The organism is Amycolatopsis sp. NPDC003731, assembly GCF_053586895.1.
This window is the reverse complement of record NZ_JBSFNC010000013.1, coordinates 55,202-70,071: the sequence shown is the minus strand read 5'-3', so window position 1 is coordinate 70,071 and position 14,870 is coordinate 55,202. Positions and strand designations below refer to the sequence as shown.

Below are 14,870 nucleotides of genomic sequence, written 5' to 3'. Positions count from 1 at the left end.
CCGGCGGGAGCCTCGGTGGCAGAGGTGGTTCCCATGCACTGCAGGGAAGAGGATCACGGCACGCCACCGCGCACCCGGGCCATCCGCGGAGGTGCCGGGCAGGAGCTCGCGGGCATCGCGCTTCTGCGCGCCGCGGGCAACGCCGCCATCGCCGGTGTGCTCGCACCGCGTGCCCTGCAACGCTTCGCCACGACCGACGTCGCCGACGTCCGGAGCCTGCAGATGGAGGAGTTCTCGCAGAATCTGGACCACACCTGGGCCGGTGTGGGCAAGAAGCTCGCCCGGCGGGACAGCATCCTCGCGGCGCGGGCGAAGCTCGTGAAGCCGGCCAGCCCCACCGCGGCGGCCCTCGGGCGGCTCCAGGCACGCTGGTCCGGGCTGCGCAAACTCCTCGCCGGGTCGTCGACGCCCGCAACGTCCGCGCTCCCCGGCACCATCGATGCCGACATCGCCGACGAAAAGTCGGATCTGAAAGGCTTGACGGCCAAGGCCGACAAGCCGGCCGCGGGCGAAGCGGCCGAGTTCCTCAAGACGCTGAGCAGGTTCCTCGCCGACCGGAAGAAACTCGATGACGAGGACACCGAGTTCCACCGGTTCGACGCGGATTTCACGGCCGCGGACGTCGACACCCTGGTCAAGGCGATCGCCGGCGGTTCGTTCCACGCCGCCGAGGTGAAGGCCATCACCGGCCAGGAGACCGGCGATCTGACCAACACCACCGTCGCCGGGATCACCCGCAAGAAGGCCGGCATCACCACGAAGGTGCCGAATCCCGGGACCTTCACCGGCCTCGGGCAGCACTCCACCGGATCCGCTGCGGAGGCGATCACCTGGGCCGCGGGGCAGGGGGTGACCATCCCGCCGAAGCCCGATCCCCGGACGGTGCCCGCCGAGTCGATCAAACTGACCGCGGCCTACCTCGGACGCGAAGCCGACTTGCTCGTCGGCGCCCTGCCGGCCCCGCACCCGTCCGGCGACGAGTTCAAGAAACTCGTGTTCGCCGCCTACAACGGCGGGCACTCGAACGTGGTCAAAGCGGCCAAGGAGTTCCAAGCGGCCCACCACGGCGCCGGGGCCACGCCCTACACGTGGAACGACATCAAGAAGAGCAAGCGTATCTCCGGACAGATGCGCGGCTACGTCGAAGGCGTCTCCGAACGACTGTCGTGACGCGCAGGCCGCTCAGCCGACCGGGAACTTGACGCCGGTCAGCTCCTCCGAAACCGTCCACAGCCGCTGCTGGGTGCGGACGTCGTAGGACTGCGGGCTCGAAGCGACCACCTCCGGGCGCCCGCGGTAGCCGCCGAGGCCGGCCGGGCCGTAGTACTGGCCGCCCAGGGCTGCGGGGTCCGTGGCCGCGCGCAACGTCGGGAGGGCGCCGCGCTCGGAGCTCTGGGTGAACAGCGGTGCCACCAACGGGAAGAGCGCGCGCAGCACCGCCGGGGAGTTGCGCATCAGCTCCGTGCGGGCCACGCCCGGGTGCGCCGCGATCGACGTCGTCGTCCCGTGCGGGGCGAGGCGGCGCTGCAGCTCGTAGGCGAACATCAGGTTGGCCAGCTTGGCCTGCCCGTACGCCGCGACGCGGTCGTAGGAGTTCTCCCACTGCAGGTCGTCGAAGTGGATTCCGGCGCGGATGCGGTGGGCGATGCTGGCGACCGTCACAACCCGGGAGCCCTCGACCGGCAGCAGCAGGTCCAGCAGCAGGCCGGTCAGCGCGAAATGCCCGAGGTGGTTCGTGCCGAACTGCAGCTCGAAGCCCTCCCGGGTGGTCTGGCGCGGCGGGTACATCACCCCGGCGTTGTTGATCAGCAGGTCGATCTTCGGCAGCGTGGCGTGCAGATCGGCCGCCGCGGCCCGGATCGACTCCTGCGACGCCAGGTCCAGTGCCTGCACGGTGACGTCGGCATCCGCGCCGAGCCGGGCGGCCGCCTGCTTGCCCTTTTCGACGTCGCGGACGGCGAGCACCACCGTCGCGCCGCGCTCGGCCAGCACCTTCGCCGTGTCGAAGCCGAGGCCGGTGTTGGCGCCGGTGATCACGGCCACGCGGCCGCGCTGGCTGGGGACGTCGCGCTCGGTCCAGGTGTCGCTCATGGCAGTCCTCCTGCGTCGCGGCCCTTGCGGACCGTCGGTCTTTTATGACTCCGACGCTAAGGAACCGTCGGTCTATTGTCAAGAGACTGCTGGTCTCCAATCCGGCCGCGGGCGCGTTACGCTGATCTCATGACGTTCCAGCGGGCGCGCAGCGCGGAGCAGCGGGAGGAGCGGCGCCGCACCATCCTCGACACGGCGCTGAAGATGCTCGACGAGATGCCGGTGGCCGAGGTCAGCCTCAACGAGCTCAGCCGCCGGGTCGGCCTGGCCAAGTCGAACGTGCTGCGCTACTTCGAATCCCGCGAGGCCGTGCTGCTCGAACTGCTCGACCGCGCCCTGCGGGACTGGCTGGCCGAGGTGGCCGGCGAAGTGGCCGAAGGCGTCGACCCGGACCGCCCGGCGCAGGAGCGCGCCGAAGCGTTCGCGGCGGTGGTCGCCGGTTCACTGGCCCGCCGCACGGTGCTGTGCGACCTGATCGGCGCGCAGGCGGGGGTGCTGGAGCACAACGTGTCCACCGACGTCGTGGTGCGGTTCAAGAGGTCCGCCCTCGGCGGACTGGAGGAAATGGCCGAGCTGCTCGGCCGGTCCGTCCCCGAGGTCGGTACCGAGGCGGGACCGGTGTGCCTCCTGGCCATGATCCTGACCGGCGGGCTGTGGACGCACTGCCGCCCGTCACCCAGCGCCCGCGCGGCCTACGAAGCGGACCCGGCACTGGCCGCGCTGCACCTGGACCTGGCGCCGGCGCTGGAGCACGGGCTGGCGTTGCTGATCGCCGGCGCCATGGCCCGCAACGGCTGAGCCGCCGGACCCGCCTGGTCCGGACCTGTCGTCACAAATGCCGTGAAGCCTCCGCACGTCCGGGTGGTAGACCACGAAACGCCCGCGCCGCACCACGGCGGTGCCCGGCCCGGCAAAGGAGTTCCGCCATGTTCGTGCGTCGCTGCCTCGGAGCGCTCGGCACCCTCGCCGTCGCCGTCGGTTCGGCCGTCGCCGCCCCCACCGTCGCCGACGCGGCCGATTCCTGCTCCGCCTACACCAACCGCGCCGTCCTCGGGGGCTACGAACAGACGCTGACCTGTACCGGCAGCTCCTTCCGCGTGGTGGCCGGTCTCGGCACCACGCTGAGCGACGCAGCCGCCGAAGCCACTTCCCTGGTGCAGGATCCCGCCATCGCCGCCCTGAAGTGCAGCTCCGCCAACGGCAGCAGCTCCGTGCTGGGCGGCTTCGGCGTGACCCTGCAGTGCACCGCCCCTTCCGGCCTCACCTTCCGGCAGGGCCTGGGCACCAAGCTCACCGACGCCGCCCACGAAGCGCACACCCTCGCGCAGATCTACGCGGGGACCGGCCAGCTGTGCTCCGACTACAGCTCGAGCCCGATCACCGGCGGGTTCAGCGTGACCCTCCAGTGCAACGCCCCGTCCGGCCTCTACTTCGTCACCGGCACCGGCACGAAGCTCACCGACGCCGCCGCGGCGGCCCGCGCGCTGATCCACCTCTGAGGGGTCACATCCGCCCGGCCAGCTCCGCCGCCACCTCGATCACGATCTCGCGCGTCCGGATCGCCAGCGGGGACTCCGTGCGCCCGGCCGGCCAGTACAGGGACAGCTCGCGCTCCGGCGACGGCGTCAGCCGGTGGAGGCTCAGCTGGTCGTCGGACCAGGCGTCCTGGCCGTGCAGCGCCAGCCACGGCAGCACCGCCCAGCCGATGCCCGCCCGGACCATCGACAGGATCGTTTCGTGGCCCGTCGTGCGGAACACGAACCGGGGCTGCGCGCCGGCGCGGGCGAACGTGCGCTCCAGCCAGCGCTGGTGGTGGGTGGGCGGCCAGGCGACCATCGGCACGTCGTCGAGCCGCTTCACCCGGACCGGGCCGTCCGGCAGCGCGGCCGCGCCCGTCACCAGCAGGTAGGGTTCGTCGAATAGCTTGACGTGCTCGACGTCGCCGGACACCGGGCCGTCGTGGAACAGCAGGTCGAGCTCGCCGATCCGCGGGTCGTCCGGCGTGACGTCGGACAGCCGGATGTCGCAGCCGGGGTGCTCGTCCAGCAGCCGGCGGATGACGGACGGCAGGATCAGGTTCGACACGCTCTGGAAGGTGCCGATGTCGATGCGGCCGTGGCCGGCCCGGAACCGGTCGACGGCGTCGGTCAGCGCCTCGCCCTTCGCCAGCAGCTCGCGGCCGTGCGCCAGGACCACCTCACCGAGCCGCGTGATCCGGACCGGCCTCGGCCCGCCCGGCCGGTCGAACACCGGGCCGCCGACGGCCTTCTCCAGCGCGGCGATCTGCTGGCTCACCGAGGACTGCGTGTAGCCGAGCCGGGCGGCCGCCTGCCCGAACGTGCCTTCCTCGGCGATCGCGGCCATGGTCCGCAGGTGACGCAGCTCGAAGTCGGCCATAACTCCTAACATAGCCGATGGCGATCGATTCGATCGGAATTTATCGCTTTTCGTGATGTCTCCGCGGATCTAGCGTGATTCCCATGACGACCACAGACACCCGGCACGGACTCCCGAAACTCGTCTGGGCCCTGGCGGCCACGCACTTCGTCGGCCGCGCCGGGGGTGTCGTGCGATCGTTCCTGGTGCTGTACCTGACGCAGGCGCAGCACCTCTCCGCCGCGAGCGCCGGGACGGTGGTCGCGGCGGTCGGCCTCGGCGACATCGGCTCCCAGCTGCTCGGCGGCTGGCTCGGCGACCGGATCGGCCGGCGCAACACCATGCTGGCCGGCTTCCTGGGCGCCGCCGCGGCCCTCACCGCGCTCGGCTCGGCGGACTCACTGCCCGCGATCTGGGCGGCCGCCGTCGCCGTCGGGCTGACGCTCGAGCTGTTCCGCCCGGCCGGGTCGGCCGCGGTCGCCGATCTCCCCGCGTCCCAGCGGATCCGCGCGTTCGGGATGCTCTACTGGGCGGCCAACCTCGGCTTCTCGGTCGCCACGGTCACCGCGGGGATCCTCGCCCGGTACGGCTACGGGCTGCTGTTCTGGATCAACGTCCTGACCGCGCTGGCCGCGGCCCTGATCGTCTGGCGCCAGGTGCCGGAAACCCGTCCGCCGGGCTCGGTGCGGACGCGCCGGGCGCTGCTGCCCGTCGTGCTGCGCGACCGGTTGATGCTCGCGATGCTGGCGCTGCACGTCGGCTACTTCACGCTGTTCCTGCAGACGTTCACGACGTTGCCGCTGCTGATGGCGGCCGGCGGGCTCGGCCCCGCGGCCTACGGCGGCGTGCTGGCGCTGAACGGGATCGCCGTCGTCGCCCTCCAGCCGCCGGCGGTCCGGCTGCTCGCCGGCCGCAACGCCCACGCGGTGTCGGCCGTCTCGATGCTCCTGGCCGGGCTCGGAGCCGGGTTCGGCGCCGTCGGCCACAGCACCGCCGCCTTCGCCGGCTCGGTGGTGCTCTGGACGCTCGGCCAGATCGGGATCGCCGTCCGGTTCGGCGACACCTTCGCGAGCCTCGCGCCGGCCGAACTCCGCGGCGGCTACCTGGGTCTCGCCTCGACGACCTGGAGCGTCGGCGCGGTGCTCGGCCCGCTGGCCGGGACCGCACTGCTCGACCTGGCCGGCCCGACCGTCCTCGGCGCGGCCTGCGCGATCGGCGGGATCGCGCTGTTCACCGTCCAAATGGCGCTCGGGCCCGCCCTGCGCCGTCGAAACCACTGAAAGGCAGTCCCATGAGCACGTACGTCCTGATCCACGGCGGCGGCGACGTCGGCTGGTCCTGGCACCTGGTCGCCGCCGAGCTGCGGGCCCGCGGCCACGAGGTGATCGCCCCGGACCTGCCCGGCGACGACGACACGGCGACGCTCACCGACTACGCCGACGCGGTCGTCGAGGGCATCGGCGACCGGACCGACGTGGTCGTCGTCGGCCACTCGTTCGGCGGCTTCACCGCCCCGCTGGTCGCCGACCGGCTCGCGGCCGGCCTGCTGGTCCTGGTGGCCGGCATGATCCCCGCACCCGGCGAACCGCCCGAAGAGTGGAGCCGGAACACCGGCTGCGGCGAGGCCGTGCAGGCCCAGGCGGCCCGCGACGAGGGCCGCACCGGCCACGCCGACCCGTACGTCAGCTTCTACCACGACGTCCCGCGCGCCCTCGCCGACGAAGCGCTGAGCAAGGAGCGCGCCCACCCCTGCCCCACGGCGATGCGGGAACCGTGGCCCCTGGCCGCGTGGCCGGACGTGCCCACCCGCTTCGTGCTGTGCCGCGAGGACCGCTGCTTCCCACCGGACTTCGTCCGCCGGCTGGCGGCCGAGCGGCTCGGCATCGTGCCCGACGAGATCACCGCCGGTCACTGCGCCGCGCTCAGCCGCCCGGCCGAACTGGCCGCCCTCCTCGAGAGCTTCAGAAGCCGGGGAACACCCGGCGCAGCTCGTCGAGCGTGACCCGGCCCTCGACGGTGACGCCCTTGTCGTACGGCGCCTTGAGCCGGCCGTTCACCAGCCGGACGAACGCTTCCGCCGGTCCGTCGAACGTCGCCGTCGGGCCTTCGAGGTGGTCCACCACGGTGACCGCGTCGTCGATCACCAGGCCGGCGCCGGGCACCGCGACGGACACCGGCTCGGCGAGCTCGGCCGGCTTCGCGAGGAAGTTCAGCATGAACCCGACGGGCCCGGCCAGCAGCTCGACGACGACGTCGGCCGAGCCGGCGGCCACCCCGGCGGTTTCGTCGAACGCGACACGCACGTCCCACGAGTGGTTCGCCACCTCGTTGAGCCGCAGGCCCAGCGCGGTCACCAGCGGGACGGGCTCGGGCAGGAAACCGAGGTCGACGGTCAGCGAGGACCGCTGCTCGGGCGTGAGCGCCTCGACCGTCTCGAGCCAGCGGGCGTTGTGCTCCAGGAACCCTTCGGCCTGCGCGCGCGGGGCGGAGGCGTCCCAGCGGGCCCAGATCGCCTGATTCTCTTCGGCGGCCACGGTCTCGCCGGCGGCCCGCGCGAGGGGCGCGCGGCCGATCTCCGCCCCGCTGCCGAGGTGGGAGAGGACTTGGGCGACGGTCCATTCGGCGGCCCCGCTGGGGGCGGCCAGCTGTTCATCGGTGAGGCCGCGGACGAGGTCGGCGAGCGTGTCGTGCTCGGAACGGAGGGCGGCGATCGTGCGGTCCACGAGTTGGGTCATGCCACGCACAACTCACGACGGGCCGCAGGTGTTCCGCCGAGCACAACAGCTCCGGTGACCGGGTCGCGGCAACCACCACCGAGGCAGGTCACCGGCGTGGTGGACCCCGCGGCAGGCCCGTGGTAGAAGTAGAACGTGTTTCACTTCTGACCGTACTGGCCTGGAGGTGCGCGGATGAGCGTCCCGACGGTGACCGAGCTGCTGCTGGCCCGCGCCGGCGACGAGCGGCCGGGCCTGCGGTTCGAGGACGAAACCTGGTCGTGGGCGGAGCACGTCCGGACGTCCGCGCGCTGGGCGGGCCGCCTTCGTGAGGCCTTGCGCCCCGGCGAACCGCCCCACGTCGGGATCCTGGCCGACAACGTCCCGCAGTTCTCCTTCCTCCTGGGCGCCTGCGCCTTCGCCGGGGCGGTGCTGGTCGGGCTCAACCCCACCCGGCGCGGTGCCGCGCTCGCGCGGGACGTCCGGCTCGCCGACTGCCAGTTCGTGCTCGCCGAAGCGAAGTACCGGCCCCTGCTGGCGGGCCTCGACCTCGACGTGCGCGACCTGGCGGCCTGGACACCGGCGGACGACCCGATCGAGCCGGTCCCCGCGACCGCGGACGACCTGCTGATGCTGATCTTCACCTCCGGCACCAGCGGCGATCCGAAGGCCGTGCGCTGCACCCACGGCAAGATCGCCTTCCCCGGCGCCATGCTCGCCGAACGCTTCCGGTTGTCCACATCGGACACCGTCTACGTCACGATGCCGATGTTCCACTCCAACGCCGTCATGGCCGGGTGGGCCGTCGGGCTCGCGGCCGGCGCGGGCATCGCCCTGCGCCGGCGGTTCTCCGCCTCCGGCTTCCTGCCCGACGTGCGGAAGTTCGGCGCGACCTACGCCAACTACGTCGGCAAGCCACTGTCCTATGTGGTCGCCACCCCACCACGTCCGGACGACGCCGACAACCCGCTGCGGCTCGTCTACGGCAACGAAGGGGCGAGCGCCGACCTGGCCGCGTTCGAGAACCGCTTCGGCTGCAAGGTCGTCGACGCCTTCGGCTCCACCGAGGGCGGTGTGGGGTTCGCCCGCACCGACGACACGCCGCCCGGCTCGCTCGGCAGACCGGCCGGCGACGTCGCCATCCTGCACCCGGACACCGGCCGCCCGTGTCCGCCCGCCGAGTTCGACGCCGACGGTCACCTGGTCAACGCCGCCGACGCCGTCGGCGAGCTGGTCAACACCGCGGGCGCCGGCTGGTTCGCCGGCTACTACCGCGATCCCGCGGCCGACGCCGAACGGCTGCGCGACGGCCGGTTCCACACCGGCGACCTCGCCTACGCCGACGCCGAGGGCTTCTGCTACTTCGCCGGCCGCCTCGGCGACTGGCTGCGCGTCGACGGCGAAAACCTCGGCACGGCACCGATCGAGCGGATCCTGCTGCGCCACCCGGCGATCACCGACGCCGCCGTCTACGCGGTCCCCGACCCGGTGACCGGCGACCAGGTGATGGCCGCGATCGTCACCGACGGGCGGCCCTTGGACCCGGCGGAGTTCGGCCGGTTCCTCGCCGGCCAGGCCGATCTCGGGCCCAAGCAGGTGCCCCGGTACGTGCGCACGGCCCGGGAACTCCCGCGGACCTCGACGTTCAAGGTCCTCAAGCGGCAGCTGTCCGCCGAGGGCGTGGAGTGCGCCGACGTGATCTGGGAACGCGACGGAAAGGCCATCGCCTACACCGAAGCGGGGTCACGCCTCCGCGCCACGAAGGCGTGACCCCGGCGCCGGTCAGCCGGCCGTGCAGGCCGCGCCGTTGAGGGTGAACGCGGTGGCCGGAGCCGGGTTGCCGGTGTGGTTGGCCTGGAAGCCGATGGTGATCGACGCTCCGGCGGCGAGGTCGGCGTTGTAGGCGACGTTGGTGGCGCTGACCTGCCCGCTCGACGGCGAGTAGGTGGCGCTCCAGCCGGAGGTGATGGTCTGGCCGGCGGGCAGGGTGAACCCGAGCGACCAGCCGCTGATCGCGGCCGAGCCGGTGTTCGTGATGGTGATGTTCTCGGTCAGGCCGGTGTTCCACGCGTTGACCGTGGTGCCGACCCGGCAGGCGCCGGTGCCCGGCGGCGGGTCGTCGGGCGGCGGCGTGGTGGAACCGAACTGCGAGAAGAACTGCCACACCAACGCCGGCACCCAGGTCCGGGAGCCGCTGTCGCCGGTCGCGCCGTCCTGCGGGGCGGCGATGTGCCCCTCGTCGAAGGCCGCCCACTGCACCGGGTACCCGGCCCGGCAGCCCGCGTAGCTCGTCACCCGGTGCGTCAGGCTGCCCTGGGCCGGCTCGGGCGGGTTCTGGGCGGTGCAGCCGTTGTTGGCCACGAACCGGTCCCGCAGCGACCGGCCGCCCGCGATGCCGAGCACGTTGTCCCGCAGCCCGTGCACGCCGAGATAGGCGATGGGCTGCGTGCCGCCGCTGCACCCGCTGAGCACGCCACCGGACTGCACGGCCACCGCGCGGAACACCGTCGCCCGGGAACAGGCGAGCGAGTAGCTCATGGCGGCGCCGTAGCTGAAGCCCACGGAGAACAGCTGGGTCGTGTCGACGCAGAGGTCACCCTCGACCTGCCGGATGATGTCGTCGGTGAACGTGACGTCCTCGCCGCCGGAGTTCGCCCACCCGTTGTTGAACCCTTGCGGCGCCACGAAGATCGCGCTGTTGTTCGCGAGCCGCTGTAGGCCGTAGTAAGCCCAGGCCCCGGTCTGCACGGTCCGGCCCGTGTCGACGTCGGTGGCGGTGCCGCCCAGCCAATGGAAGCCGAAGATCAGCCGGTAGGGGTGGGTGCGGTCGTAGCCGTCGGGGATCCGCAGGAGGTAGTTGCGGTTCTTCCCGCTGGTCTGGATCGTCCGGGTGCCGCTGGTCAGCGTCGGCGCCTTCCCGCAGCCGGCGGTGGCGGCAGCCGGCTGCAGGGGCGCACTCGCGGCCACCCCGCCGGTTCCCAGCGCGAGCGCCGCGGCGGCCACGGCCACCAGGACCTTCTTGATCATCACGCGACTCCTTCCGGCGGTCAGCAGGCCGATGCTGGAACCGGCGCGGCGAACCTGTCAACCGGCCGCGGAATCGTGCGGGTCAGCGGGCTCCGGCCCGGTGTAACTTTCAGCGGGAGCCCTCAGGGCCGCATCCCGAACGACAGCCGGCCCACCAGTTTCGGCAGCACCGCGTAGGCGTCCACCACCCAGTCGCACAGCCGGGCGCGCGTCTCCCGCGGGTCGATCACGTCCTCCACCGAAAACCGCTCCGCCGTGCGGAACGGGGAGCGCACCTCGTCCAGCCGGGCCCGGATCTCCGCGATCCGCGCCTCGCGGTCCGGGGCCGCCTCGAGTTCCGCGCGGTAGGCCGCCTCGATGCCGCCCTCCACCGGCAGCGAGCCCCAGTCCCCCGAGGGCCAGGCCCAGCGGCGGACCAGGCGGTGCCGGTTCACCTGGCCCGCTCCGCCCACGCCGAACACCCGGCGGACGATCACCTCCGCCATCGGCACGCGGGCCTGGTACACCGCCGTCACCGCGCGGGCGCCGTGGCGGATCGCGCCCGCCCGCTCCGCCGCCGCGCCGATCACCATGCCCGCCTGGTCGGTCAAGGACACCAGCGGCAGGTGGAACGTCTCGCACAGGTCCACCAGCCGCGTCAGCACGTCGGCGCCCTCGGGCGTCAGCGTCGCGCCGCGGTAGGCGTCGGTGGCCAGCACGCCCACCGGGTGTCCCGCCAAGCGGGCCAGACCCGCATACGCCGAGCCGCCCGAAACGGCGTAGTCGAACACCGATCCCTCGTCGAACACGCCGTCGAGCAGGGGCCGCAGGCGGTACGGGTGACGGCGGTTGCGCGGCACCAGCGACAGCAGCGCCTCGTCACGGCGATCGACCGGGTCCACAGTGGACACCACTGGCGGCAAAGAGTCCACGGAGGACGGCAGATACGACAGGAACTGCTTGGCCACCGCGAAGGCGGCCGCCTCGGACGGCACGATCCGGTCCACCGCGCCGCTGCGCCGGTGCACCTCGGCGCCGCCGAGCTCCTCCTTGGTCAGGTCCTCGCCGGTGGCGTGCTTCACCACCGGCGGTCCCGCGACGAACAGCTGACCCGTTCCCTCGACCAGCACGCACAGGTGCGACATCACCGCCCGCGCCGCGCCCAGCCCGGCCACCGGGCCCAGGCACAGCGACACGACCGGGACCGCGGACAGGTTGTCCACCACCACGTCCCAGCCCGGGTTGACCGGGACGTAGCTGAACCCGTGCTGCTCCAGCATCTTGACGCTGCCGCCGCCCCCGGTGCCCTCGATCAGCCGGACCAGCGGCAGCCCCAGCTCGTTCGCCAGCCGCTCGGCGTAGACCTGCTTCTCCATGATCGCCGCGTCCGCCGCGCCGCCCCGGATCGTGAAGTCGTCCGCGCCGAGGGCCACCCGGCGGCCGTCGAGGCGGGCGGTCCCGACCACGAAGTTGGCCGGGGTGAATCCGTCCACTTCGGACCGGGTACCGGCCAGCGCCCCGATCTCGCCGAAGCTGCCCGGGTCGGCCAGTGCCGCGATGCGCTCGCGGACCGTCGAACGCCCGGCGGCGTGCTGGCGGGCCACCTTCTCCGGCCCGCCCATGCGCTCGGCCAGCTCGCGCCGCCGGGCGATCTCGTCGACCTCGGGCTGCCAGCTCACAGCTCTCCGACGGCCTCTTCGACCTTGCGCTGCAGCTTGTTCATCCCGCCGAGCCACCGGTCGGTCTCGGTGGCGCGCGCCGCGTAGTAGCCCGCGACCTCCGGGTGCGGCAGCACCAGGAACCGCTGGTCGGCCATCGCGTCGAACAGCGCGTCCGCCACCTGCTCCGGCTCGATCGCCGAGGCACCCATCAGCAGCTGCCCCGCCGTGCCGGTGCTCTCCAGCATCGCCGTGCGGACACCCTGCGGGCAGATCGCCTGCACGGTGATGCCGCGGTGGCGGTAGGTCGCCGACAGCCATTCCGCGAACGCCAGCGCGCCGTGCTTGGTCACCGAGTACGGCGCCGAACCGAGGCTGGTCAGCAGGCCGGCCGCGGACACCGTCGCGATGAAGTGCCCCTGGCCGCGTTCGAGCCACGCCGGCAGCAGCAGGTTCGCCGCGCGGACGTGCGACATGACGTTGACGTCCCAGGTGCGCGCCCACACGTCCTCACCGCTTTCCGCGCCGCCGAAGGGCGCGATGCCCGCGTTGGCGCAGAAGACGTCGATCTCGCCGAGCGCCGAGCGCGCGCTGTCGATCAGTTTCGTGACGCCGTCGAGGCTCGCGACGTCGCCCGCGAACGCCGTCCCGCCGACTTCGGCGGCCACCTCCGCGGCCTTGTCCCCGTCGAGGTCGGCCACCACGACCCGGGCCCCGTCGGCGGCGAAGCGGCGGGCCAGCGCCGCGCCGATACCGCCGCCGCCCCCGGTGACGACGACGCCGGTCACAGGCCACCGCCGAGGGTCACGCCGCCGTCGAGGACCACGGTCTGCCCGGTGATCCAGCCCGCGTCGTCGGACAGCAGGAACGCCACCGCGCCCGCGATGTCCGACGGCACGCCGAGACGCTTCATCGGGTACGCGGCGGCGACCTCCTCCTCGCGGCCTTCGTAGAGCGCGGTCGCGAACTTCGTCTTGACCACGGCCGGCGCGACGGCGTTGACCCGGATCTTCGGCCCGAGCTCGGCACCGAGTTCGACGGTCAGCCGGATCAGCGCGGCCTTGCTGACGCCGTACAGGCCGATGCCCGGCGAAGCGCCGAGGCCGGCGACGGAGGCGACGTTGACGACGGCGCCGCCGTGCTCGCCCATCCACGCGTCGCGGGCGCGCTTGGTCCAGGCCAGCGGCGCGAGCACGTTGACGCCGAGGATCTTCGCCGCGGCGGCCGGGTCGATGTCCAGGGTGGGGCCGTAGACGGGGTTGATGCCGGTGTTGTTGACCAGGTAGTCGAGCCTGCCGAAGGTCTCGATCGTCTTGGCGACCGTCTCGTCCTGGTGGTCGGTGTCGTCGGACTTGCCGGCCACGAACATGGCGACGTCCGGGCCGCCGAGCGAGCTGACGGCCTCTTCGAGGGCGTCGGTCTTGCGCGCGGTGAGGCAGACCTTGGCGCCGCGCTCGACGAGCGTCTTCGCGATCCCGAGGCCGATGCCCCGGCTGGCCCCGGTGACGATCGCGACGCGATCCTTGAACGAGTTCACGGGTCTCCTTCGGCTGTGGTGCCCGGCACATACCAAGCAGTCGGTCAGGGCCATTATGCGCGATGCGGCCGAGGTCTCAAGGCGGACACACGTCACACTGGCCGCCTGCGACCGCGGTCCGGGGGCAGCGCCCCGCCGACGGCTCCGGTACCACGAACACCCCCCGGCGCGCTGAGCATCGACGGCAGCACGTGCAACCTCACGATGGTGACCGGCGGCAGTGAGATCCGCGTGCTCGGCAGGCGAACCTTCATCCACGCCCCGGCGGGGATACCCGGCAAGGAGTGGGTCGGCACCGATCCCGGCAGCGAAGACCTGGTGTCCCAGGCGGCCGCCGGGTCCGCAAAGCTGCGTCCGGTCACCGGCGCGACCGGCTACCGCGGCTGGGGCACACCGGTGGACATCCGGCCGCCGCCCGCCGGCCAGGTCGTCGACATCGGCGAGCCGATCAAGCAGATGGGCCGCTGACGCGGAGCACGAGCTTGCCGGTCGTCGCCCCGGATTCGATGCGGCGGTGGGCCGTGACCGCGTCCGCCAGCGGCAGGGCCTCGACGTCGACGCGCAGGGTGCCGTCCGCGACGGCCGCCACGGCCCGGCGCAGCGCCCGGCCCGCGGTTTCCGGTGCCACGGCGGTGAACGCGGCGAGGTTGAAGCCCGACACGGTCTTGTTGGTGAACCACAGTTCGTTGGCCGGGATGCCGACGTCCGCGGCGCCCGAGGCGTTGCCCATCACCACCAGGCGGCCCATCGGGGCCAGCCGGTCCAGGCTCGCGCGGCGCGCCGGGCCGCCGACCACGTCCACCACGACGTCGAACTCGCCGAGGCCCGCGACCTCGTCGCGCAGGACGACCTCGTCGTAGCCGAACGCCTTCGCGGCGGCGATCTTCGCGGCGCTCCCGACGGTGCCGGCCACCCGGCCGGCCCCGAGCAGGCGGGCCACCTGGCCCAGCTGGCTGCCGACCCCGCCGGCGGCGGCGTGCACGAGCACGCGCTCGCCGGGCGCGAGCCGGGCCACCCGCTCCAGCACGAGGAACGCGGTGGTGCTGTTGGACGGCACCGCGGCCGCCGTCGCCAGGTCGGTCCCGGGCAGGGGCGCGACGAGGTCCGCGGAGGTCGTGACGACTTCGGCGTAGCCCCCGCTCGCCACGATCGTCAACGCGGCGACCGGCTCCCCCACCGACCGGCCCGTGACGCCTTCGCCGAGCGCGCGGATCCGGCCGGCGACCTCGATGCCGGGGACGAAGGGCAGCGGGACGTCCACGACGCCCTGCCGGTAGAGGACCTCGGCGAAGTTGGCGCCGGCGTAGGCGACGTCGATCGAGACCTCGCCCGGGCCGGGCTCCGGGACCGCCACGGCGTCGAGCCGCAGGACGTCGGCCGGGCCGAACTCGGGGATGGTGACCGCCTGCATGGTGTTCGTCATGCGGCCATCGTGCGGCGGCCGGGCGCACCCGGCCAGGCCCGGTCCAGCCTGGGTCCGCCAGGACC

General features: G+C 73.0%; 15 protein-coding genes. 7 read left to right on the top strand and 8 right to left on the bottom strand.

Features of this window, described 5'->3' with window-relative positions:
- Positions 1-33: 33 nt before the first annotated feature.
- Positions 34-1,170, top strand: a complete 1,137-nt coding sequence (locus tag ACWDN5_RS08305; RefSeq protein ID WP_449675477.1) for a hypothetical protein — start codon at positions 34-36, stop codon at positions 1,168-1,170.
- A gap of 12 nt (positions 1,171-1,182) precedes the next feature.
- Here ACWDN5_RS08305 and ACWDN5_RS08300 read toward each other — a convergent pair whose 3' ends face one another.
- On the bottom strand, positions 1,183-2,091 hold the full coding sequence (locus ACWDN5_RS08300; RefSeq protein ID WP_310969717.1) for an SDR family NAD(P)-dependent oxidoreductase: 909 nt from the start codon (positions 2,089-2,091) through the stop codon (positions 1,183-1,185).
- A 129-nt stretch (positions 2,092-2,220) separates the two neighbouring features.
- On the opposite strand from ACWDN5_RS08300, the gene ACWDN5_RS08295 reads away from it, so the two are divergent.
- Both ACWDN5_RS08295 and ACWDN5_RS08290 read left to right on the top strand, forming a co-directional pair.
- Positions 2,221-2,889, top strand: coding sequence for a TetR/AcrR family transcriptional regulator (locus ACWDN5_RS08295; protein WP_310969716.1), 669 nt, complete (start codon positions 2,221-2,223; stop codon positions 2,887-2,889).
- A 128-nt stretch (positions 2,890-3,017) separates the two neighbouring features.
- On the top strand, positions 3,018-3,590 hold the full coding sequence (locus tag ACWDN5_RS08290) for a hypothetical protein (RefSeq protein WP_449675474.1): 573 nt from the start codon (positions 3,018-3,020) through the stop codon (positions 3,588-3,590).
- 4 nt (positions 3,591-3,594) lie between these two features.
- On the opposite strand, the gene ACWDN5_RS08285 is transcribed toward ACWDN5_RS08290, so the two are convergent.
- Positions 3,595-4,488, bottom strand: a complete 894-nt coding sequence (locus ACWDN5_RS08285; RefSeq protein ID WP_449675472.1) for a LysR family transcriptional regulator — start codon at positions 4,486-4,488, stop codon at positions 3,595-3,597.
- A gap of 83 nt (positions 4,489-4,571) precedes the next feature.
- On the opposite strand from ACWDN5_RS08285, the gene ACWDN5_RS08280 reads away from it, so the two are divergent.
- Positions 4,572-5,747, top strand: coding sequence for an MFS transporter (locus ACWDN5_RS08280; RefSeq protein ID WP_449675470.1), 1,176 nt, complete (start codon positions 4,572-4,574; stop codon positions 5,745-5,747).
- A gap of 11 nt (positions 5,748-5,758) precedes the next feature.
- Positions 5,759-6,469 carry an alpha/beta fold hydrolase gene (locus tag ACWDN5_RS08275; RefSeq protein ID WP_449675469.1) on the top strand — a complete coding sequence of 237 codons (711 nt, stop codon included), beginning with the start codon at positions 5,759-5,761 and terminating at the stop codon, positions 6,467-6,469.
- Here the strand turns inward: ACWDN5_RS08275 and ACWDN5_RS08270 are convergent.
- Positions 6,429-7,202, bottom strand: a complete 774-nt coding sequence (locus ACWDN5_RS08270) for a maleylpyruvate isomerase family mycothiol-dependent enzyme (RefSeq protein WP_449675467.1) — start codon at positions 7,200-7,202, stop codon at positions 6,429-6,431. The two genes, ACWDN5_RS08275 and ACWDN5_RS08270, sit on opposite strands and share 41 nt — an antisense overlap.
- Before the next feature lie 174 nt (positions 7,203-7,376).
- Between ACWDN5_RS08270 and ACWDN5_RS08265 the strand changes: the two genes are divergently transcribed.
- Entirely contained in the window at positions 7,377-8,951 is a 1,575-nt protein-coding gene (locus ACWDN5_RS08265) for a long-chain-fatty-acid--CoA ligase (RefSeq protein WP_449675465.1), read from the top strand.
- A 12-nt stretch (positions 8,952-8,963) separates the two neighbouring features.
- Here the strand turns inward: ACWDN5_RS08265 and ACWDN5_RS08260 are convergent, their stop codons facing one another.
- From ACWDN5_RS08260 to ACWDN5_RS08245, 4 genes are all read right to left on the bottom strand, one after another.
- Positions 8,964-10,208, bottom strand: coding sequence for a cellulose binding domain-containing protein (locus ACWDN5_RS08260; protein WP_449675463.1), 1,245 nt, complete (start codon positions 10,206-10,208; stop codon positions 8,964-8,966).
- A 122-nt stretch (positions 10,209-10,330) separates the two neighbouring features.
- Complete coding sequence (locus tag ACWDN5_RS08255) at positions 10,331-11,866, bottom strand: acyl-CoA carboxylase subunit beta (RefSeq protein ID WP_449675461.1); 1,536 nt, start codon at positions 11,864-11,866, stop codon at positions 10,331-10,333.
- Positions 11,863-12,633: an SDR family oxidoreductase gene (locus ACWDN5_RS08250; protein ID WP_449675459.1), complete on the bottom strand. Its 771-nt coding sequence runs from the start codon at positions 12,631-12,633 to the stop codon at positions 11,863-11,865. The genes ACWDN5_RS08255 and ACWDN5_RS08250 overlap by 4 nt, the downstream gene beginning before the upstream one ends.
- Complete coding sequence (locus ACWDN5_RS08245) at positions 12,630-13,382, bottom strand: SDR family oxidoreductase (protein ID WP_310969705.1); 753 nt, start codon at positions 13,380-13,382, stop codon at positions 12,630-12,632. The genes ACWDN5_RS08250 and ACWDN5_RS08245 overlap by 4 nt, the downstream gene beginning before the upstream one ends.
- Positions 13,383-13,589: 207 nt before the next feature.
- Between ACWDN5_RS08245 and ACWDN5_RS08240 the strand changes: the two genes are divergently transcribed.
- Positions 13,590-13,850, top strand: a complete 261-nt coding sequence (locus tag ACWDN5_RS08240) for a hypothetical protein (protein ID WP_449675457.1) — start codon at positions 13,590-13,592, stop codon at positions 13,848-13,850.
- Here the strand turns inward: ACWDN5_RS08240 and ACWDN5_RS08235 are convergent.
- Positions 13,831-14,805 carry a quinone oxidoreductase family protein gene (locus ACWDN5_RS08235; protein ID WP_449675455.1) on the bottom strand — a complete coding sequence of 325 codons (975 nt, stop codon included), beginning with the start codon at positions 14,803-14,805 and terminating at the stop codon, positions 13,831-13,833. The genes ACWDN5_RS08240 and ACWDN5_RS08235 overlap by 20 nt on opposite strands.
- Positions 14,806-14,870: the final 65 nt, after the last annotated feature.